This window comes from Naumannella cuiyingiana (genome assembly GCF_013408305.1).
In the GTDB taxonomy this organism is placed as follows: Bacteria; Actinomycetota; Actinomycetes; order Propionibacteriales; family Propionibacteriaceae; genus Naumannella; species Naumannella cuiyingiana.
This window is the reverse complement of the sequence record NZ_JACBZS010000001.1, coordinates 194,451-214,437: the sequence shown is the minus strand read 5'-3', so window position 1 is coordinate 214,437 and position 19,987 is coordinate 194,451. Positions and strand designations below refer to the sequence as shown.

Genomic DNA, 19,987 nt, shown 5'->3' with positions numbered 1-19,987 from the left:
CGTACCCGTGCCGGACACGCCCGCTCGGCACCCACCGGCGCCGCCCGAAGGCTGAGACTCATTTTCCGGATCGTGGGACAACTGGTTAGTCTCGGCTCCCATTGCGCACCTCACCGCGCCCCTGCCGACATCGCGGTCGGCGCGGGCGGGTCGCGTGTGCCCGGATGGACGGAGGTCCGAGATGGTTGCGACACCGCAAGGTGCCCTTCCCCTCCCGAGTGTCGCCCCCGCGGCGCAGGGGCTCTACGATCCCGCGTTCGAGCATGACGCCTGCGGCGTGGCCTTCGTGGCCACCCTGTCCGGCGTACCCGAACACCGCATCGTCGCCCAGGGCCTGGAGGCGCTGCGCAATCTGGACCACCGTGGCGCCACCGGGGCCGACGAGCTCGCCGGCGACGGCGCGGGCATCCTGATCCAGGTTCCGGACGCCTTCCTGCGTGCCGAGTGCGACTTCGAGCTGCCACCGGCGGGCAGCTACGCCGTCGGGCTGGCCTTCCTGCCCGCCGATCCCGATGCACGCGAGGCCGCCCGGTCGCGGATCGCCGAGCTCGCGGCCGAGGAGGGGCTGGTCGTCCTCGGCTGGCGCGTGGTCCCCGTCCGCACCGACACCCTCAGCCCCGTCAGCACGGCCGCGATGCCGCACTTCGAGCACCTGCTCGTCGCGGCCCCGCCGGCCGCCGGCGGCGCCCGCCCGGCCGGGATCGAGCTGGACCGCCTCGCGTTCTGTCTCCGCCGGCGCGCCGAGCGCGAGGCGGACACCTACTTCGCCTCGCTGTCGGCCCGGACCCTTGTCTACAAGGGGATGCTGACCACGCTGCAGCTCGAGCAGGTCTTCGGCGAGCTGCACGACGAGCGGATCACCAGCGCGCTCGCGCTCGTCCATTCCCGGTTCTCCACCAACACCTTCCCGTCCTGGGACCGGGCCCACCCCTACCGGCTGATCGCCCACAACGGGGAGATCAACACCGTCCGCGGCAACCGCAACTGGATGCGGGCGCGCGAGGAGCTGCTGGCCTCGGACCTGATCCCGGGCGACCTCGAACGGCTGTTCCCGATCTGCACCCCCGAGCACTCCGATGCCGCGTCCTTCGACGAGGTGCTCGAACTGCTCCACCTGGGCGGCCGGTCCCTGCCGCATGCGGTGTTGATGATGATCCCGGAGGCCTGGGAGAACAACGCGGAGATGCCGCAGGCCCTGCGCGACTTCTACGAGTTCCACGCCTGCCTGATCGAGGCGTGGGACGGCCCGGCCTGCATCTGCTTCACCGACGGTACGCAGATCGGCGCCGTGCTGGATCGCAACGGCCTGCGCCCCGGCCGGTACTGGGTGACCGACGACGGGCTGGTGGTATTGGCCTCCGAGGCCGGGGTGCTGGACATCGCCCCGGAGCGGGTGGTCCGCAAGGGCCGGCTGCAGCCCGGGCAGATGTTCCTCGTCGACCTCGACGAGCACCGGATCGTGCCCGATGCCGAGATCAAGGACGGACTGGCGGGCGCCGCGCCGTACGGCGAGTGGCTGCACGCCGGTCGGCTGCGGTTGTCCGACCTGCCCGACCGCGAGCACACGATCCACGGCCACGCCTCGGTGACCCGGCGCCAGCAGACCTTCGGCTACACCGAGGAGGAGCTGCGGCTGATCCTCGCCCCGATGGCGAACACCGGGGCCGAGCCGATCGGCTCGATGGGCACCGATGCGCCGATCGCCGCGCTCAGCGCCCGGCCCCGGCTGATCTTCGACTACTTCACCCAGATCTTCGCCCAGGTGACCAACCCGCCGCTGGACGCGATCCGTGAGGAACTGGTCACCTCGCTCGCCGGCACCATCGGCCCCGAACACAACCTGCTCGAGCCCGGACCCGCGTCGTGTCGGCAGTTGGTGATCCCGTTCCCCGTCCTGGACAACGACGAGCTGACCAAGATCCGGCACGTCAACCTCGACGGCGACCTGCCCGGCTACGACGTGCACGTGGTACGCGGCCTCTACTCCGTGCACGGTGGACCGGAGTCGCTGGAGCGTGCGCTCGAGGCGTACTGCCGGCAGGTCTCCGACGCCATCGAGGGCGGCGCGCGAACCATCGTGTTGTCCGACCGGCACTCCAATGCGGTGAAGGCGCCCATCCCGTCGCTGCTGCTCACCGCCGCGATCCACCACCACCTGGTCCGGGAGAAGACGCGGACCAAGGTCGGCCTGGTGGTCGAGGCCGGCGACGTCCGCGAGGTGCACCACGTCGCGCTGCTGATGGGCTACGGCGCGGCCGCGGTGAACCCCTACCTCGCGTTCGAGTCCGCGGAGGATCTCGCCCGCAACGGCCTCTATGTCGATGTCACCCCCGAGCAGGCGGTGCGCAACCTGAAGCAGGCGCTGGGCAAGGGCGTGCTGAAGGTGATGTCCAAGATCGGCATCTCGACGATCGCCTCCTACACCGGCGCGCAGATCTTCGAGGCCTACGGACTCGGCGCCGACGTGATCGAGCGCTACTTCACCGGCACCACCTCCAGGCTGGGCGGCATCGGACTGCCCGAGATCGCCCGCGAGATCCGGTCCCGGCACGTCACCTCCTACCCGGTGGACGGCATCCCGCTCGCCCACCGCGAGCTGGAGACGGGCGGGGAGTACCAGTGGCGCCGCGAGGGCGAGCCGCACCTGTTCGACCCCGAGACCGTCTTCCGGCTGCAGCACGCGTCGCGGGCCGGCCGCTACGACATCTTCAAGACCTACACCGCGCGGGTCGACGACCAGGCCAACCGGCTGATGACCCTGCGCGGGCTGTTGCGCTTCGCGCCCGACCGCGAGCCCGTGCCGATCGAGGAGGTCGAGCCGGTCAGCGAGATCGTCAAGCGCTTCTCCACCGGTGCGATGAGCTACGGCTCGATCAGCGCCGAGGCGCACGAGACCCTGGCGATCGCGATGAACCGGCTCGGCGCGAAGTCGAACACCGGCGAGGGCGGCGAGGATCCCGAGCGGCTGCGCGATCCCGAGCGTTGCTCGGCGATCAAGCAGGTCGCCTCCGGGCGCTTCGGCGTCACCTCGGACTACCTGAGCCATGCCACGGACATCCAGATCAAGATGGCCCAGGGAGCCAAGCCGGGGGAGGGCGGCCAGTTGCCGGGCTCCAAGGTCTACCCGTGGGTCGCCCAGACCCGGCACTCGACCCCCGGGGTCGGGCTGATCTCCCCGCCCCCGCACCACGACATCTACTCGATCGAGGACCTCAAACAGCTCATCCACGACCTGAAGAACGCCAATCCGGCGGCTCGGGTGCACGTGAAGCTGGTCGCCGAGTCGGGCGTCGGCACGGTCGCCGCGGGCGTGTCCAAGGCCAAGGCCGACGTGGTGTTGATCTCCGGCCACGACGGCGGCACCGGCGCCGCGCCGCTGACCTCGCTCAAGCACGCCGGCGGTCCGTGGGAACTCGGCCTGGCCGAGACGCAGCAGACGCTGCTGCTGAACGGCCTGCGGGACCGGATCGTGGTCCAGGTCGACGGGCAGATGAAGACCGGCCGCGATGTGGTGATCGCCGCGCTGCTCGGCGCGGAGGAGTACGGCTTCGCGACCGCGCCGCTGGTGGTCGAGGGCTGCATCCTGATGCGGGTCTGCCATCTCGACACCTGCCCGGTCGGCATCGCCACCCAGAACCCCGAGCTGCGCAAGAAGTACACCGGTCGCGCCGAGCACGTGATCAACTTCTTCACCTTCATCGCGGAGGAGGTACGCGAGATCCTCGCCTCGCTCGGCTACCGCAGCCTCGACGAGGCGATCGGACAGGTGCAGGCGTTGGACACCAGCGACGCGGTCGCGCACTGGAAGACGCACGGGCTCGACCTGACCCCGATCCTGCACCGGCCCGAGGTCGCCGACGGCGCGCCGTTGCGCGCGGTGATCGGGCAGGACCACGGCCTGGCTGATGCGCTGGACAACGAGCTGATCGAAATCGCGCGCCCGGCCCTGCGTACCGGCCAACCGGTGCAGGCCGAGCTCGCGGTGCGCAATGTCAACCGCACCGTCGGCACCATGCTCGGTCACCAGGTGACCAGGGCCACCGACGGCCGTGGGCTGCCCGACAACACCATCGACCTGACCCTGCGCGGTTCCGGCGGGCAGAGCTTCGGCGCCTTCCTGCCCCCGGGGATCACGCTGCGGCTGGTCGGCGACTCCAACGACTATCTCGGCAAGGGGCTGTCCGGCGGCCGGATCACGGTACGCCCGGACTCGGCGTCGGCCTTCGTCGCCGAGGAGCACATCATCGCCGGCAATGTGATCGGTTACGGGGCGACCAGCGGGCAGCTCTTCCTGCGCGGCAAGGTCGGCGAACGCTTCTGCGTGCGCAATTCCGGGGCGGTCGCGGTGGTCGAGGGCATCGGTGATCATGGCTGCGAGTACATGACGGGCGGCGAGGTGTTGATCATCGGACCGACCGGACGCAACTTCGCGGCCGGGATGTCGGGTGGTGTCGCCTATGTGCTCGACCTGGATCGGGACAAGCTGAACACCGCGCTGGTCGACCCGTTGCCGGTGGAGGAGGACGATCTTGCCCGGGTGCGGCAGTTGCTGGTCAGCCACACCGAGGAGACCGGCTCGGCGGTGGCCGCGGCACTGTTGGCCGCCGAGGATGCCGAGCTGGCCCGGCGGCTGACCAAGGTGCTGCCGCGCGACTACGCCCGGGTGCTGGCCGCCCGGGAATCCGCGCAGGCCGAGGGCCTGGACGAGCAGGCCACGACGATCCGGATGATGGAGGCGGCCAATGGGTGATCCGCGCGGATTCATGAAGCACGGCGCAGAGCACGCGCAGCGCCGGCCCGTCGCCGAGCGGCTGGGCGACTGGGGCGAGGTCTATCCCGGCGGACCCGGGCGGGCGCTGCTGCCGATCATCTCCGAGCAGGCCGGCCGGTGCATGGACTGCGGGATTCCCTTCTGTCACACGGGTTGCCCGCTGGGCAACCTGATCCCGGAGTGGAACGATCTGGTCTGGCGCGGCGAGTGGGATCGCGCGCTGGAGCGCCTGCACGCGACCAACAACTTCCCCGAGTTCACCGGTCGGCTGTGCCCGGCGCCGTGCGAGTCGGCGTGCGTGGTGGCGATCAGCGACGACCCGGTGACGATCAAGAACGTCGAGGTGTCGATCATCGACCGCGGCTTCGCCGAGGACCGGGTACGCCCGCAGGTGGCCGACTGGCACACCGGGCGTACCGTCGCCGTGGTCGGTTCCGGTCCCGCCGGGCTGGCCGCCGCCCAGCAGTTGACCCGCGCCGGGCACACCGTGGCCGTGATCGAGCGCGACGACGCGCCGGGCGGGCTGATGCGCTACGGCATCCCGGAGTTCAAGCAGGAGACCGCGGTGCTCGAGCGACGGCTGGAGCAGATGCGCGCCGAGGGCACCATCTTCCGCTGCGACACCGAGGTCGGCGTCGACGTCTCCTGGCGCGACCTGAAGCGGCGCTACGACGTGGTGATCGTTGCCACCGGCGCGACCGTGCCGCGCGAGGTGCCGGTGCCCGGCCGTGACCTGAACGGCGTGCACCAGGCGATGGACTACCTGCCGCAGGGCAACCGGGCCGCCCGCGGCGAGGAGGTGCCGGACCAGATCAGTGCCGAGGGCAGGCATGTGGTGATCGTCGGCGGCGGCGACACCGGCACCGACTGTCTCGGCACGGCGCTGCGCCAGGGGGCGGCCAGCGTCACCCAGCTCGACATCCACCCCGAGCCGCCGGGCGGGCGCGCCGATCACGAACCCTGGCCGACCTATCCGCGGATCCTGCGGGTCGCGGCGGCCAACGAGGAGGGCGGCGAGCGCCAGTACGCGCTGAACACCGCCGAGTTCGTCGACGACGGCGAGGGCAATGTCCGGGCGATCCGGCTCAGCGAGGGCCGGCGGGTGAACGGGCAGTGGGAGGCGAGGCCGGATTCCGAGCGCGAGCTCCCGGCCGACCTGGTGCTGTTGGCGATCGGCTTCTCCGGACCGGAGACCGATTCGATCACCCGGCAGCTCAACACCGCACTGGACGAGCGCGGCAACGTCGCTCGCGACGAGACCTACCGCACGTCGGTGCCGGGGGTGTACTGCTGCGGCGACGCGGGTCGCGGCCAGTCCCTGATCGTCTGGGCGATCGCCGAGGGCCGGGCCTGCGCCGCCGAGGTCGATCGTTACCTCTCGGGCGAGACGAAGCTGCCCCGGCCGATCGGCCCGCACGAGCGGCCGATCACCGTCTGAGCGAGGCGGCCGCCGCGGGTCGTGCGCTCAGAGCCAGGCCGGCGCCGGCTCCTCACCGGGGAGATCGGCGCGGCCGGTGGCCCAGCCGAGCAGTGCGGTACGCGGGGCCGCCACCTCACGGGTGAGCGGGCCGGCGGTGGCGTACCGAGCGCCGGAATCGGTGTCGACCAGCGCGAGACCCGCGCCCACACCCTTGCGATCCCAGGTCGCGACGACATCGGCGAGCAGCCGGTCGGCGAGCTCGCCGGGCAGTTGGGCCAGCGTCGCGCCCGTCCGCAGGTCCACGGCATGCAGCCAGACCTCGCGGATCCGCATCCACGGCGTGGCGGACAGCGGCACCGTGCGGCCCTGCGCCGTACGCACGGGAGCAGACCATGCCGTGGGTGGCGCGTCGCGCCACTGCACGTCCAGGCTGATCGCGGCGTGCTCGGACAGGTGTCGCAGCGCGTGCGGCGGGAGCGTCGCACCGATCTCGATCTCTTCGTTGCGGGCCTGCGGCGAGGCATACATCGGCGTCTCGACCCCGGTGGTCGCCCACTCGACCAGCCGGCCGATCGCCCGCGCGTTGTAGCCGACATGCGCGACGAGCGCGCGCCGCGACCAACCGGGCAGGCCGCTCGGCTCGTCGAGCCCGGCGTCCGGGACCCGCGACAGCTCGCGGGCCCAGAACGAGGTGCCGCGCCGCGCAAGCAGCAGGTCCGCCCGCACGGCCGGATCGGTGACGAGGTCCGTGCGCGCCCCCATCAGCCGGCGACCATCGGCGTGCGCAGCTCGCCGATCCCGCCTACCGCGGTGATCACCTCATCGCCGGGCCGCAGGTAGACCGGCGGCTTGCGGGCGCGGCCGACGCCGCCGGTGGTGCCGGTCAGGATCAGGTCGCCGGGCCGGAGCACCGTCATGGTCGAGACATAGGCCACCAGCGCGGCGGGCCCGAAGACGAGGTCGCCGATGGTCGCATCCTGCATGACGTGGCCGTTCACCGTGGTCGAGACCCGCGCGCTGCGGCCCAACTCGTCCGGGGTCGCGAGCACCGGGCCGAGCGGCGTGCTGGCCTGCCAGGCCTTGCCCTGCAACCACTCCTTGGTCCGGAACTGCCAGCCACGCATCGAGATGTCGTTCGCCACGGTGTAACCGGCGATGTGGCCGAGCGCCTCGGTCTCGTCGATCCGCCGGCCCTCCTTGCCGATCACCACCACCAGTTCGGCCTCCCAGTCGACCTCGGGATCCTCGGCGGGCACCTCGACCGGATCGTTCGGGCCGGTCAGGGTGTCGGTGAACTTGGCGAACAGCGTCGGGTACTCCGGCAGGTCGCGACCCATCTCCAGGATGTGCGTGCGGTAGTTCAGCCCGACGCAGATGATCTTGGACGGGTGCGGCACGACCGGGGCCAGATCGGCCGTGGCTGCGGCGTGCCGCGGGCCGTTCGCCGCGGCCGCCGCCTGCGCCCAGTCGGCGTCGGCGAGCAGCGCGCCGACATCGGTGGCCTGCGTCTCGACGAACTCGTCGCCGTCGAGGCGGGCGGCGGCGGTCCGGCCGGGCAGGCGCAGGGTGGCAAGCTTCACGTGGGTCTCTTCCTTCGGTTCCGGGACGGGGATCGGTGCTGGCGGGAGGTCAGCGCGGCCGGTGTTTCACGGCCGCTGGACATGGGTACGCGCCAGCCCGAGTCGCTCGCTGATCGGCTGGTCGCCGAAGCGGAACAGGTCGAGGCCGGCATCGGTCTGCGCGGTGAACGGCACCCAGGAGGGAACCACGAACATGTCGCCGGTGCCGACGCGATGCTCGGTGCCGCCGAGGCTGACCGTGCCCTCGCCGTCGAAGACCTGGTAAACCGAGGAGGCGGCCTCGCGGGTGGTCGCGGTCGATGCGCCGGGGCGCAGTCGATGGAACTCGGCACGGATGGTCGGCATCACGTCGCCGCCGGTGGTCGGGTTCACGAAGCGCACCGCGGCATGCCCCAACTCGACCGTGGCGGGCTGCCCCTCGTCCTCCAGGGCGAGCTGCTCGGCCAGGGCGGCGTCGGTGTGCTCCCAGCGGTACGCCGCGATCGGCGAGTTCACCGTGTCGTCGAGCCCGGACAGCGGCCGCAGGCCCGGGTGCGCCCACAGCCGCTCCGAGCGAGACACCGGGGGAGTGGCCTCGTCGGTGACCCGGTCGATGCCGAACTCGAAGAACGTGGTGTCGGTGTAGTGCACGAACGGGATGTCGAGGCCGTCGATCCAGGCCATCGGCGCATCGGTCTCGTTGTGGTGACCGTGGAAGTTCCAGCCCGGGGTGAGCAGGAAGTCACCGCGGCGCATGGCGACCGGGTCGCCGTTCACCACGGTCCACACGCCCTCACCCTCGACGACGAACCGGAAGGCGTTCTGCGAGTGGCGGTGTTCGGGCGCGACCTCGTGACCGCCGAGGTACTGGATGGCCGCCCACAGGGTCGGCGTCGCGTACGGCCGGCCGCCCAGGCCGGGATTGGCCAGGGCGATCGCCCGGCGCTCGCCGCCGCGACCGACCGGCACCAGCCGGCCCGCGTCCTCGGCGATCGGCAGCAGCGTCGACCAGCGCCAGACGTGCGGCACCGCGGCCGGGCGCGGAGTCTGCGGCATCAGGTCGCCGATCTCGGTCCACAGCGGAATCATGTTCTCCGCGCCCATCCGGGCATACAACGCGTCCAGCTCCGCGGCCTCGGCGGCCGTCGGGGGAGTCATCACGTTCGCGGGGCGATCGGGGGCGGTGGAATTGCTGGTCGGGGTCACCGATGACCTCCTGGGGAGTCCGGACGGGGCGAGTCGCGAGACTAGGCGCGGATCCGAGGTCTCCGGGGAGGATTCTGCACCACAGAACTCATGCCTCCGTCTGAACAGAGCAGCCGTCAGTCGTCGGCGGTCAGGCCCGCCTGGCGCAGCTCCCCGTCGATGGAGCGGCCCACCTCCATCACCGCGCGCAGGGTGCGGGGCGTGTGCACCGCCTCGAAACGCCGCGTCGGCACGGTGACGGTGAGCCCCGCGATGGCGGTACCGCGGGAATCGTGCAGCGCGATGCCGATCGCGCTGACGCCCTCCTCGGTTCCGTCGACGTTGATCGCGTAGCGGCGCTCGCGGGCGTCGTCGAGCTGGGTACGCAGGTGCTGCAGCCCGTCCTCGTCGAGCCGATCGCCGGCCAGCTCGGCGGCCGCGCCCGTGAACAGGTGGCGCACGGTCGGCCAGGGCAGTTCGGCGAGGATGGCGCGGCCCGCCGACGCGCGATGGGCCGGCAGGGCAAAGCCCTGGCGGTCGCCGACCCGCAGGGCCTGGCTGCCCTCGGCCGTACTCAGGAAGCGGACCTTCGTGCCGATCCGCACCAGCAGGTTGGTCGTCTCGTCGAGCCGGTAGGACAGCGCCTCGAGGTAGGGGCTGACCAGCGAGCGCAGTTCCCTGGTCCAGCGCTGCTTCGCCGGGCCGAGCCCGACCGCCGGCCCGGGCAGATAGCGCCGGGACTCGTCCTGGGTGGCGAAACCGCGATAGACCAGCGCCGAGAGCAGCCGGTGGGCGGTCGAGGGGGCGACGCCGAGCTCGACGGCGGCCTCGGAGACCCGGAGGCTCCCGGTGTCGCGGAGCAGTTCGATCAGTACCAGGGCGTGGTCGACCGACTCGGGCAGGTAGGTCGGCCTGGTGCGGACCGGGTGTTTCTGCATATCAGAATGTTAGCCGTCGGCAGCCGCGCGTGGTGAACTCTGTGCGCCATGAGTCGACTCGATGATGAGCGCACCGCCGCCACACCCGCCGCCCCGCCGGCCACCGATTCGCCGTCCACCGGTTCGCCCGCGGTCGTGCCCGGTTCCCGGCAGGCGCTCGCCGCCGTGGCCGTGTGCTGGTTGCTGGTGGTCTGCGACGGCTACGACCTGATCGTCTACGGGTCGGTCCAGAACCAGTTGATCAACGCGACCGGATGGGGGCTGAACGCCGCCTCCGCCGGCACCATCGGGTCGATGGTCTTCATCGGCATGATGATCGGCGCGCTCGCCGCCGGCCGGATCGCCGACAGCCTTGGCCGCAAGCGCGCCATTCTCGCGTGTGCGTTGATCTTCTCCGTGTTCACGGCGGCCTGTGCGCTCGCCACCGGGCCGGTGATGTTCGGAGCCTTCCGGCTGATCGCCGGCATCGGTCTCGGTGGCCTCGTGCCGACCGCGAACGCACTGGCCGCCGAACTGGTCGGTCCGCGCTGGCGCGCGATGGTCGCCACCTTGATGATGTCCGGCGTGCCGATCGGCGGCGTGATCGCCGCCACCTCGGGAATGGCGGTGATCCCCGCGGCCGGTTGGCGGCCGATGTTCGGGATCGCGTTGATCGCGGCGGTCGTCCTGGTGCCGATCGGTGCCCGGGTGATCCCGGAGACCCTGCAGGCTCGCGCGCCCGGCGCGGAGAAGGCGGGCTTCGGGACCCTGCTGCGCGCGCCCTACCTGGGGGCCAGTCTGCTCTTCGCGGCGGCCTCCTTCGCCACCTTGTTCGCGTGGTACGGCCTCGGCACGCAGTTGCCCAAGATCATGGGCGACTCCGGTTTCGATCTCGGCTCGGCCCTGTCGTTCACGCTCGCCCTCAATCTCGGCGCCGTTGCCGGGTCGCTGATCACTGCCTGGGCCGGCGACCGCTTCGGTCCGGTGCCGTCGGCGATCATCGCGGCGGTGATCGCCGGCGCCGCGCTGATCGCGATCTTCGTCGCCGATCTGCCCACCCCGGCGGTCTACGCGGCGCTGGTGCTGGCCGGCATCGGTACCCACGGCACGCAGTGCCTGATCATCGCCGCGATCACCTCCTCGCTGCCGGCCCACCTGCGCGGTACCGGGCTCGGCTGGGCCCTGGGCGTCGGGCGGATCGGCGCGGTGCTCGCCCCGCAGACCTCGGGATTGCTGCTGGCCAGCGCCTTCAGCCCCCTGGTCAGCCTGCTCGTGTTCGGCGGTGGAGCGCTGCTCGCCGCCGGCACCCTGCTCGGCGTGCTCGGCTTCGTCCGCGCCCGCCGGGCAGCGATCGCCTGATCGCGGGCCGCCTCGCGGATTGGGGGGGACCTGCGGGGCGGTCTCGGCGGCGCCGGCGCGCGATCACGCACGCCGGCGCAGCCCGCCTCAGTGGCCGTCGGCGACCGCGAGAGCCTCGTCGAGAATGGCCAGGCCCTGGCGGGCCTCGTCGTCGCTGATGGTGCACGACGGCACGACGTGGATCCGATTCCCGGCGGTGAAGGGCAACAACCCGGCCGCCTTGCAGGCGGCGACCGTCGCCGCGACCCGATCGGCGCCGAGCGGTTCGCGCGTCTCCTGATCGGCCACCAGATCCAGCGCCCAGAACACGCCGATCCCACGCGCCTCGCCGACGCTGCGGTGGCGCTGCGCGATCTCGGCCAGCCCGGGACCGAGCACCTGCGAGCCGATCCGGTCGGCGTTGTCGATCATGCCCTCTGCGCGCATGGTGGTGATCGTCGCGACCGCCGCGGCGCAGGCCAGCGGATGTCCCGAGTAGGTCAGCCCGCCCGGATAGGGACGCTGCCCGAAGTGATCACGAATCGCGCGCGAGATCGCCACGCCGCCCAGCGGCACGTAGCCGGCGGTGACGCCCTTGGCGAAGGTCATCAGATCCGGGGTCACGTCGTAGTGGTCGAGCGCCAGCCAACGGCCGGTGCGGCCGAAGCCCGCCATCACCTCGTCCAGGATCAGCAACACCCCGTACCGGTCGCAGATCCGGCGTACCCCGGCGAGATAGCCCTCCGGCGGCGGCATGATTCCGGCGGTCCCGGGGATGGTCTCCAACATCACCGCGGCGATGGTGTCGGGTCCCTCCATCCGGATCGTCTGTTCCAGGTGCTCCAGGGCCCGGTCGCGCTCCTGCTCGGGCGTCTCGGCGTGGAAGACCGAGCGATACAGGAAGGGGCCGAAGAAGTGCACGGTGCCCGCGGTCGCGGTGTCGGACGGCCAGCGTCGCTCGTCGCCGGTGACGTTGATCGCCGTCTGGGTCGCGCCGTGGTAGGAGCGGTATCGGGACAAGATCTTGTTCCGGCCGGTGAACTGCCGCGCCATCCGGATCGCGTGCTCGGTGGCCTCCGCGCCGCCGTTGGTGAAGAAGATCGAATCGAGGTCGCCGGGGGTGAGCTCGGCGATCAGTCGTGCGGCCTCCGACTTCGCCGCCGTGGCGTGCGCGGGCGCGGTGGTGCAGAGCTGGGCCGCCTGGGCGGCGATCGCCTCGGTGACCCTGGGGTGTTGATGGCCGATGTTGGTGAAGACGAGTTGCCCGGAGAAGTCGAGGTAACGGCGGCCGTCGCCGGCGATCACGTAGTTGCCCTCGCCGCCCACGACGACCATCGGGTCGACCTTGTCCTGGGCGGACCAGGAGTGGAAGACGTGCGCGCGATCGAGGCGGGCGATCTCGGCCGGATCGGTGGGCAGGGAACCCGTCCCCGCGGCAGTGGTGGGCTCGGTGACAGCGCTCATGGCCGCATCGTGACACACCACCGCGGCACCGCATCGGGCGGGCGCGGGGGCAGCCGATCCGGCGCCCCGGGATGCTTCCGCGCTCGTCGGGCGCGAGCGCTATCCGGTCGGTGACGGACGGGATTCAGAGCAATCCCTGCCGGGTCGCCGTGGCGGCCGCCTCCGAACGATTGGCCGCGCCGAGCTTGGCCAGGATGTTGGACACGTGCACGCTGGCGGTCTTGGTGCTGATGTGCAGCCGTTCGGCGATCTGACCGTTGGTCGAGCCGGCGGCGACCAACCGCAGCACCTCGGTCTCGCGCGCGGTCAGCGGGCCGACGGTCCCGGCGGGTCGCAGGCGCGCGACCAGTTCGCCGGCGCCGAGCTGCTCCGCCAGCGTCAGCGCCGCGCGCCGCTCGTCCCGCGCGCCGGCGCGATCGCCGGAGCGTTCGAGCAGGTCAGCGAGCAGGATCCGGGCGCGGGCCTCCTCGAACGGGATGTCGCCGGCGACGAACTCGGCGAGCGAGGCGCGTGCGGCCTCGACCGACTCGGGCGGCGGGACGCGATCGCCGGCGGCGATCGCCGCCAGCAGGGGCCGCACCGCGTCGGCCCGCGCGGCCCAGGCGCGCAGCTCGACACCCGGCGTGGTGCCGGAGCCGGGCACCCGGCCCGCGGCGTACGCGGTGCGTACCCGGTCGACATCCGAACCGAGCCGGGCCACCGCCTCGCGGTGCCGGGCCGCCTGCGCCGGATCGGCCAACGCCAGATCGGCGATCCGGAGCAGCGTCGTGGTCGCGGCGCGGACCCAGAAATCGGCCCGGTCGGACCAGATCGCGCCGTCGACCGCGGCCAGGTCGGCATACACCGCCAGCATGGCCGCGACATCGCCCCGCGCGCCGTGCATGTCGATCGTGGCGACCGCGCTGTGCACGGCGACGAACATGTCGCGGGTCCAGGCCGGACGGACCAGGGTGAGCGCGGCCAGTGCCGCATCGGTACGCCCGCGCTGGGCGTCGAGCACCAGGCGCAGCGCGCGGATGGCGGCCGCCTCGACCCCGGGCGCACCGTCGGCGGCGAGCAGCTCGTCCGCGGTCTGCCACCGCCCGGTGAGGATGGCGAAGTGGCCCGCCAGTGCCCGGCCGTCGCGGGCATGCGGATTTGCGATGGCCACGCCCAGCTCGCGGCCGCGGCGGACGAGCGCCAGCAGCGCCGTCAGCGTGTCGGGGTGATCGTCGAGCCGGGCGAGCACCCTGGCCAACTGGTAGCGGGCGCGCAGCTCCGCTGCATGCCGGCCCGCGCGCTCGCTGCGCGCGATCAGGGAGCGCAGGGTCTCGGCCGAGGCCTCGGAATGGCCGGCGAAGTCGTCGAGCCGGGCGAGCGTGGTCTCGATGTCGGCGGCCAGTCCGGGCACGGCCAGCTCCCGGGCCTCCGCCAGGCTCGCCTCGCCCTGGCTGCGGGCCAGCTCGAAGTCGTCGATCCGGACCGCCATCCGGGCCGCCATGTGGCGCAGTCGGGCCCGCTGCGGGCTGGGGCGGTCGAGGCGTCCGATCATCGCCAGCAGCCGCTCCAGCGGCTGCCCCGCGACATCGAGCACGTCGTGCGCCAGCGCGAGCTCCATCAGCAGGTCGGCGCGCGTCTGCAGCTCCGCGTCGGAGGCGCCGATCGGCGCCTCACCGAGGCGGGCGAGCCGATCCTCGACCAACTCGGCGGCGCGGAACTCGTCGCCCGCGGCCCGCCAGGCCCGCGAGGCGGAGATCACCAGCGCGTCGACATCGGGCGCATCGGTCAACTCGAGCAGAGCGGGGTCGCGACCGGCCAGTTCGAGGGCGTCGGCATAGTGCCGGGCGGCTCGGTCGGGGGCTGAGGACTCCTCGGCGCGGCGCCCGGCGGCGATCAGGGCGGGGAAGGCGAGCCGGGCGTCGCCGGCCTGGCGGGCGTGCTCGGCGATCTCGGCGGGCGCGGAATCCGGGCGCTCGCCGAGCGCCGTGGCGAGGGCGCCGTGCAGTCGCGAGCGCTCCCCGGGCAACAATTCCTCGCGGATGGTGGCCGCCAGCAGCGCATGCCGGACCCGATAGCCGGGCGGGGTGTCGGTGGTCTGCAGGACGTGTTGGTCCAGCAACTCGCGCAGCGCCGCCTCGAGCTCGGGACGCGGCAGCCCGGTCACCGCGGCGAGCAGGTCGTCACCGACCCGGTGTCCGGCCAGCGCCGCGACCCGAGCGACCGTCCGGGCCTGCGGGGTGAGGCGCTCCAGGCGTACCGCCAACAACTCGGTGAGCTGATCGCTGATCCGGGTCGCGCCCAGGCTGCGGGCGGCGTGCAGTTCCTCGGCATAGAAGGGATTGCCGCCGGCGAGCTCGAGCAGCTCCGGCGCCGGATCCGGGTCGCCCAGATCGCCCAGGATCGCGCGCATCTCCTCATCGCCGAGCGGGCCCAGCACCACCCGTCCGACGCGGGGCAGGCGGGTCCATTCGGCGAGCGAGCGGCGCAGCGGATGGCGACGATCGATGTCGTCGGTGCGCCAACTGATCACCAGGCCGACCGGCCCGGTGAATCCACGGATCAACAGGTAGCCGAGCGCATCTCGGGTCGAGGAGTCGGCCCAGTGCACGTCCTCGACGATCAGCAGCAGCGGGCCCGTGGCGGCTGCCCGCTCGATCGCCCCGTGCAGGCCGAGCAGCAGCGCGGCGCGCTCCGACCACCCGCCGGCGGACCCGGCCGGCAACAACGGCGCCAGCGCGGGGAACTCATCGGCCAGCCCGGGCCCCAGGCCCGCGACCAACTCGGCGAACGGCAGATAGGGCGGTGCCGCGTCGCCGAGCTCGAGGCAGTGCCCGACCAGCACCCGGACCCCGCGATCCGCGGCGAGCCCGGCCAGAGCGTCGAGCAGGCGTGACTTGCCGACCCCGGCATCGCCGCCGAGCAGCGCCGCGCCGCCTGCCCGGCCGAGCACCGTGTCGGCCAGAGCGGTCAGTTCCTCGCCCCGCCCCACGAGTGGGCTGCTGTAGGTCACCTGCGCCATTGTGCTGGGCGGCACCGACAGCGCGCCAAGAGATTCCGGCCGCGGCCGTGCCGGGTCCGGGAAATGCGATTGTGAGTGAGTGCTCACTCCGATAAGCTTCCCGTCGTGTCACCCCGAGCCGACGCCCTGCCGCAGACCGAGCGGCGCGATCAGATCGTGGATGCCGCGTTGCCCCTGCTGAGGGAGCACGGGCGCCAGGTCACGACGCGACAGATCGCCGACGCCGCCGGAATCGCCGAGGGCACGATCTTTCGGGCGTTCGCCTCCAAGGAGGAGATCATCGAGGCCACGCTGGCTCGCCTCGCCGATGCCAGCGTGCTGGGCGAACGCATCCTCGCGATCGACCCGACCCGCTCGCTGGAGGAGCGCATCGGCGCCATCTGGCAGATCCTGCTGCATCGGCACGAGGAAGTGCTGGCGCTGGTCTTCGCACTGGGCCCCCCGAACGCCGGCAAGGGGGAGGCCGCCGACCAGCACCGCCGGCGGCACGCGGACTATCAGCGGCTGGTCGTCGAGGCCGCCGGTCAGGTGCTCGACGCCGACCGCCGGCGGCTCGCCGTCGACATCAGGTCGCTGATGTTGTTGATCAACGCGTTGGCGATGCAGGCGGCGCACCCGATGCTGCGCGAGTCGGCCCTGCGCGACCAGGCCACGGTCGTCGACCTGGTGTTGCACGGGGCGCTCGCCGGGGGGAGAAGCTGATGAACCTGATTCGACTGCTCCGGCGCTTCCTGCGCCCCTACGTCGGCTGGATCGTGGTCGTGGTCTGCCTGCAACTGGTGGCCTCGATCAGTGGGCTCTATCTGCCCACACTGAACGCGCGGATCATCGACGACGGGGTCGCGGTCGGCGACATCGGGCTGATCTGGCGTACCGGCGCGATCATGCTCGGTGCCAGCCTGCTGCAACTCGGCTGTCAGGCCGCGGCCGTCTACTTCGGCGCCCGGGCGGCGATGGCATTCGGCCGCGACGTGCGAGGCGCGATCTTCGATCGCGTGCTGTCGTTCTCCGCGCGCGAGCTCAACTCCTTCGGTGCGCCCACGCTGATCACCCGCAACACCAACGACGTGCAGCAGGTGCAGATGCTCGTGGTGATGGCCGCGACGCTGCTGGTCGCCGCGCCGATCACCATGATCGGCGGCGTGGTGCTCGCCGTGCGCGAGGACATCGGGCTGTCCTGGTTGATCGTGGTCGCGGTGGCCGTCCTGGTCGGCCTGATCGCGGTGATCGTCTCCCGGATGGGACCGCTGTTCCGGCGGATGCAGGAGAACATCGACGGCGTGAACCGGGTGCTGCGCGAGCAGATCATGGGGATCCGGGTGGTCCGCGCATTCGTCCGCGAGGACTACGAGGCCGCGCGATTCGACCGGGCGAGCGTCGCGCTGGCGGAGGTGGCCACGTCCGCCGGCCGCTGGATGGCCGCGATGTTCCCGATCGTGATGGGAGTGGCGAACCTGTCCAGCGTCGCCGTCGTCTGGTTCGGCGCGGCACGGATTGTCGAGGGCCAGCTCCAGGTCGGGCAACTGACGGCCTACATCGCCTACCTGATCCAGATCCTGATGTCGGTGATGATGGCGACCTTCTTGTTCGTGATGGCGCCGCGTGCGGCGGTCTCTGCCGACCGCATCGGACAGGTGTTGGCCACCGGATCCAGCGTGGACTTCGACCCGGACGGGGTGACCGCGCTGCCCGAGCCGGGTCGGGTCGACTTCGACCGGGTGTCGTTCACCTATCCCGGTGCCGACGCGCCGGTGCTGCGCGACATCAGCTTCTCGGCCCACCCGGGGCAGACCACGGCGATCATCGGCTCGACCGGTGCCGGGAAGACCACCCTGATCTCGCTCGTTCCGCGGTTCTTCGACGCGACCGCCGGCACCGTGTCCGTCGGTGGCGTACCGGTCCGCGAGATCGCCGCCGACGCGCTGTGGCGCAGTCTTGCCCTGGTGCCGCAGAAGGCGTTCCTGTTCTCCGGCACCGTCGCCTCCAATCTGCGCTACGGCAATCCCGACGCCACCGACGACGAGCTGTGGCGGGCACTCGAGGTGGCCCAGGCCGCCGACTTCGTCGCCGACCTGCCCGAAGGGCTGGACGCACCGATCAGCCAGGGCGGCACCAACGTCTCCGGCGGTCAGCGGCAGCGTCTGTCGATCGCCCGTGCGCTGGTGGCCCGCGCCAAGATCCTGATCTTCGACGACTCGTTCTCCGCGCTGGATGTGGCGACCGACGCCCGGCTGCGCGGCGCGCTGCGCGCCGAGACCCGCGACGCAGCGGTGATCATGGTCGGTCAGCGCATCGCCACCGTGCGCGATGCCGATCAGATCGTGGTACTCGAACACGGCGAGGTGGTCGGGATCGGCACCCACCAGGAGCTGCTGGAGACCTGCGAGACCTACGTCGAGATCGTCGCCTCCCAGCTGAGCGCCGAGGAGGCCGCGGCATGAGCGAGCGTACGAGCACCAACGCCCGTCCGGCGCCCATGCGCGGCCACGGCCGCGGCCCCCTCGCCACCCAGGCCCCCGCCGAAAAGGCACTGAACTTCGGCCCGTCGGTGCGCCGGCTGCTCGGCCATCTGCGGCCCGAGCGGGCGGTGCTCGGCTGCGCGCTGGTCTTCGCCCTCGGCGCGGTGCTGCTGAACGTGATCGGCCCCCGGATCCTCGGCTGGGCGACCGATGTCGTCTGGAACGGTGCCGTGGTCGACCGGGCGGCCGGGATCGACTTCGGCGAACTGGGCATGGTGCTGATGCTGGCCGCCGGGTGCTACCTGGTGGCGGTGTTGCTGGGCTTCGCGCAGGGCTGGTTGCTGAACGGTGCCGTCCAGCGGTCGGTACGCCGGATGCGCGGCCAGGTCGAGGACAAGCTCAACCGCCTCCCGCTGAGCTATTTCGACAAGACCCCACGCGGGGAGTTGCTGAGCCGCGTCACCAATGACATCGACAACGTCGCCCAGGTGTTGCAGCAGACCCTGGCCCAGCTCGTCAACGCGCTGCTGATGGTGATCGGCGTGATCATCATGATGTTCCTCACCTCGCCGATCCTTGCCGTGATCGCCCTGATCACCGTCCCGGTCACGCTGGGCATCTCGGCGGTGATCGGCTCGCGCGCGCAGCGCCGATTCATCGAGAACTGGGCCGCCACCGGCGCCCTGAACGCCCAGGTCGAGGAGGCCTACACGGGCCATCAACTGGTCAAGGTCTTCGGCCGGCAGCGCGAGGTGGAGGCCGAGTTCGCGCAGCGCAACGAGCGGCTGTTCGCCGCCGGGTTCGCCTCGCAGTTCCTGTCCGGGTTGATCATGCCGGCGACGATGCTGATCGGGAACCTCAACTATGTGGTGATCGCCGTGGTCGGTGGCCTCCGGGTTGCCGGCGGCCAGATGACCATCGGCGAGGTGCAGGCATTCATCCAGTACTCCCGCCAGTTCACCCAGCCGCTGTCCCAGATCGCCGCGATGGCCAACCTGCTCCAGTCCGGTGTCGCCTCGGCCGAGCGGGTCTTCGAGGTGCTGGATGCGGCCGAACAGTCGGCGGAGCCCTCCGGGGCGCTGGCGCGGCCGGTCCGGGGTCGGGTGGTCTTCGACGAGGTGTCCTTCTCCTACGATCCGGACAGCGAGTTGATCACCGGCCTCGACCTGGTCGCCGAGCCGGGCCAGACCGTGGCCATCGTGGGGCCGACCGGGGCCGGCAAGACGACCCTGGTCAACCTGCTGATGCGCTTCTACGACGTGCAGGGTGGGGTGATCGCCCTGGACGGCGTCGACCTCGCCGGCGTACCCCGCAAGGAACTGCGTGCGGTCACCGGGATGGTGTTGCAGGACAGTTGGCTGTTCGGCGGCACGATCCGCGACAACATCGCCTACGGTCGCCTCGACGCGACCGAGGAGGAGTTGCTGGCGGCCGCCCGCGCCGCCTATGTCGACCGCTTCGTGCACGCGCTGCCCGACGGCTACGACACGGTGATCGACGAGGAGGCCGACAACGTCAGCGCCGGCGAGAAGCAGTTGATCACGATCGCCCGGGCCTTCCTCGCCGACCCGGCGTTGCTGATCCTGGACGAGGCGACCAGCTCGGTCGACACCCGCACCGAGGTGCTGGTGCAGCAGGCGATGGCCAGGCTGCGGGCGGACCGGACCAGCTTCGTGATCGCCCACCGGTTGTCCACGATCCGCGACGCCGATGTGATCTTGGTGATGGAGAAGGGGCGGATCGTCGAGCAGGGTACGCACGCCGAGCTGCTGGAGCGGCACGGAGCCTACCGACGGCTCTACGACGCCCAGTTCAGCGCGCCGGTCACCGACGAGCAGGAGCGGGCGGTCGGCACGAGCTAGGGGCGGGCCGCGCG

At 71.7% G+C, this 19,987-nt stretch carries 12 protein-coding genes; 6 read left to right on the top strand and 6 right to left on the bottom strand.

Translation table 11 applies throughout. The annotated features are described in order from the left end of the window. Positions 1 to 181: 181 nt before the first annotated feature. Entirely contained in the window at positions 182 to 4,750 is a 4,569-nt protein-coding gene (gene gltB / locus GGQ54_RS00880; RefSeq protein WP_179443669.1) for a glutamate synthase large subunit, read from the top strand. Continuing rightward, the gene (locus GGQ54_RS00875; RefSeq protein WP_179443668.1) at positions 4,743 to 6,209 is read left to right on the top strand and encodes a glutamate synthase subunit beta; all 1,467 of its coding nucleotides are present in this window, start codon (positions 4,743 to 4,745) and stop codon (positions 6,207 to 6,209) included. The genes gltB and GGQ54_RS00875 overlap by 8 nt, the downstream gene beginning before the upstream one ends. A gap of 27 nt (positions 6,210 to 6,236) precedes the next feature. Here the strand turns inward: GGQ54_RS00875 and GGQ54_RS00870 are convergent, their stop codons facing one another. The 4 genes from GGQ54_RS00870 to GGQ54_RS00855 all read right to left on the bottom strand — a co-directional run bounded on the left by GGQ54_RS00870 (position 6,237) and on the right by GGQ54_RS00855 (position 9,873). Further along, positions 6,237 to 6,953 (bottom strand): maleylpyruvate isomerase family mycothiol-dependent enzyme, encoded by a 717-nt coding sequence (locus GGQ54_RS00870; protein WP_179443667.1) that lies wholly within the window; start codon positions 6,951 to 6,953, stop codon positions 6,237 to 6,239. Further along, positions 6,953 to 7,771, bottom strand: a complete 819-nt coding sequence (locus tag GGQ54_RS00865) for a fumarylacetoacetate hydrolase family protein (protein ID WP_179443666.1) — start codon at positions 7,769 to 7,771, stop codon at positions 6,953 to 6,955. Before GGQ54_RS00865 ends, GGQ54_RS00870 begins: the two co-directional genes overlap by 1 nt. Positions 7,772 to 7,837: 66 nt before the next feature. Further along, positions 7,838 to 8,956 carry a cupin domain-containing protein gene (locus tag GGQ54_RS00860; RefSeq protein ID WP_343045811.1) on the bottom strand — a complete coding sequence of 373 codons (1,119 nt, stop codon included), beginning with the start codon at positions 8,954 to 8,956 and terminating at the stop codon, positions 7,838 to 7,840. A gap of 116 nt (positions 8,957 to 9,072) precedes the next feature. Beyond that, positions 9,073 to 9,873 (bottom strand): IclR family transcriptional regulator, encoded by an 801-nt coding sequence (locus GGQ54_RS00855; protein WP_179443665.1) that lies wholly within the window; start codon positions 9,871 to 9,873, stop codon positions 9,073 to 9,075. Between the two features lie 48 nt (positions 9,874 to 9,921). Here GGQ54_RS00855 and GGQ54_RS00850 point away from each other — a divergent pair, with 48 nt between their 5' ends. Next, positions 9,922 to 11,211, top strand: a complete 1,290-nt coding sequence (locus tag GGQ54_RS00850) for an MFS transporter (protein WP_179443664.1) — start codon at positions 9,922 to 9,924, stop codon at positions 11,209 to 11,211. Between the two features lie 87 nt (positions 11,212 to 11,298). Here the strand turns inward: GGQ54_RS00850 and GGQ54_RS00845 are convergent, their stop codons facing one another. Together GGQ54_RS00845 and GGQ54_RS00840 are read right to left on the bottom strand one after the other, a co-directional pair. Beyond that, entirely contained in the window at positions 11,299 to 12,654 is a 1,356-nt protein-coding gene (locus tag GGQ54_RS00845) for an aspartate aminotransferase family protein (RefSeq protein WP_179443663.1), read from the bottom strand. A 124-nt stretch (positions 12,655 to 12,778) separates the two neighbouring features. Continuing rightward, on the bottom strand, positions 12,779 to 15,643 hold the full coding sequence (locus GGQ54_RS00840; RefSeq protein ID WP_179443662.1) for an AAA family ATPase: 2,865 nt from the start codon (positions 15,641 to 15,643) through the stop codon (positions 12,779 to 12,781). A 114-nt stretch (positions 15,644 to 15,757) separates the two neighbouring features. Here GGQ54_RS00840 and GGQ54_RS00835 point away from each other — a divergent pair, with 114 nt between their 5' ends. From GGQ54_RS00835 to GGQ54_RS00825, 3 genes are read left to right on the top strand one after another with little or no spacing between them, the layout of a single operon-like run. After that, complete coding sequence (locus GGQ54_RS00835; RefSeq protein WP_179443661.1) at positions 15,758 to 16,354, top strand: TetR family transcriptional regulator; 597 nt, start codon at positions 15,758 to 15,760, stop codon at positions 16,352 to 16,354. Beyond that, the gene (locus GGQ54_RS00830) at positions 16,354 to 18,093 is read left to right on the top strand and encodes an ABC transporter ATP-binding protein (protein ID WP_179443660.1); all 1,740 of its coding nucleotides are present in this window, start codon (positions 16,354 to 16,356) and stop codon (positions 18,091 to 18,093) included. The genes GGQ54_RS00835 and GGQ54_RS00830 overlap by 1 nt, the downstream gene beginning before the upstream one ends. Further along, positions 18,090 to 19,973, top strand: a complete 1,884-nt coding sequence (locus GGQ54_RS00825) for an ABC transporter ATP-binding protein (RefSeq protein ID WP_179443659.1) — start codon at positions 18,090 to 18,092, stop codon at positions 19,971 to 19,973. The genes GGQ54_RS00830 and GGQ54_RS00825 overlap by 4 nt, the downstream gene beginning before the upstream one ends. The last annotated feature ends 14 nt before the right edge of the window (positions 19,974 to 19,987 follow it).

What these genes read in the sequence shown, in the direction of transcription:
- GGQ54_RS00830 (WP_179443660.1), top strand. Translation starts at nt 16,354, where the DNA reads ATGAACCTGATTCGACTGCTCCGGCGCTTCCTGCGCCCCTACGTCGGC.
- GGQ54_RS00870 (WP_179443667.1), bottom strand. Translation starts at nt 6,953, where the DNA reads ATGGGGGCGCGCACGGACCTCGTCACCGATCCGGCCGTGCGGGCGGAC.
- GGQ54_RS00825 (WP_179443659.1), top strand. Translation starts at nt 18,090, where the DNA reads ATGAGCGAGCGTACGAGCACCAACGCCCGTCCGGCGCCCATGCGCGGC.
- GGQ54_RS00845 (WP_179443663.1), bottom strand. Translation starts at nt 12,654, where the DNA reads ATGAGCGCTGTCACCGAGCCCACCACTGCCGCGGGGACGGGTTCCCTG.
- GGQ54_RS00875 (WP_179443668.1), top strand. Translation starts at nt 4,743, where the DNA reads ATGGGTGATCCGCGCGGATTCATGAAGCACGGCGCAGAGCACGCGCAG.
- gltB (WP_179443669.1), top strand. Translation starts at nt 182, where the DNA reads ATGGTTGCGACACCGCAAGGTGCCCTTCCCCTCCCGAGTGTCGCCCCC.
- GGQ54_RS00855 (WP_179443665.1), bottom strand. Translation starts at nt 9,873, where the DNA reads ATGCAGAAACACCCGGTCCGCACCAGGCCGACCTACCTGCCCGAGTCG.
- GGQ54_RS00850 (WP_179443664.1), top strand. Translation starts at nt 9,922, where the DNA reads ATGAGTCGACTCGATGATGAGCGCACCGCCGCCACACCCGCCGCCCCG.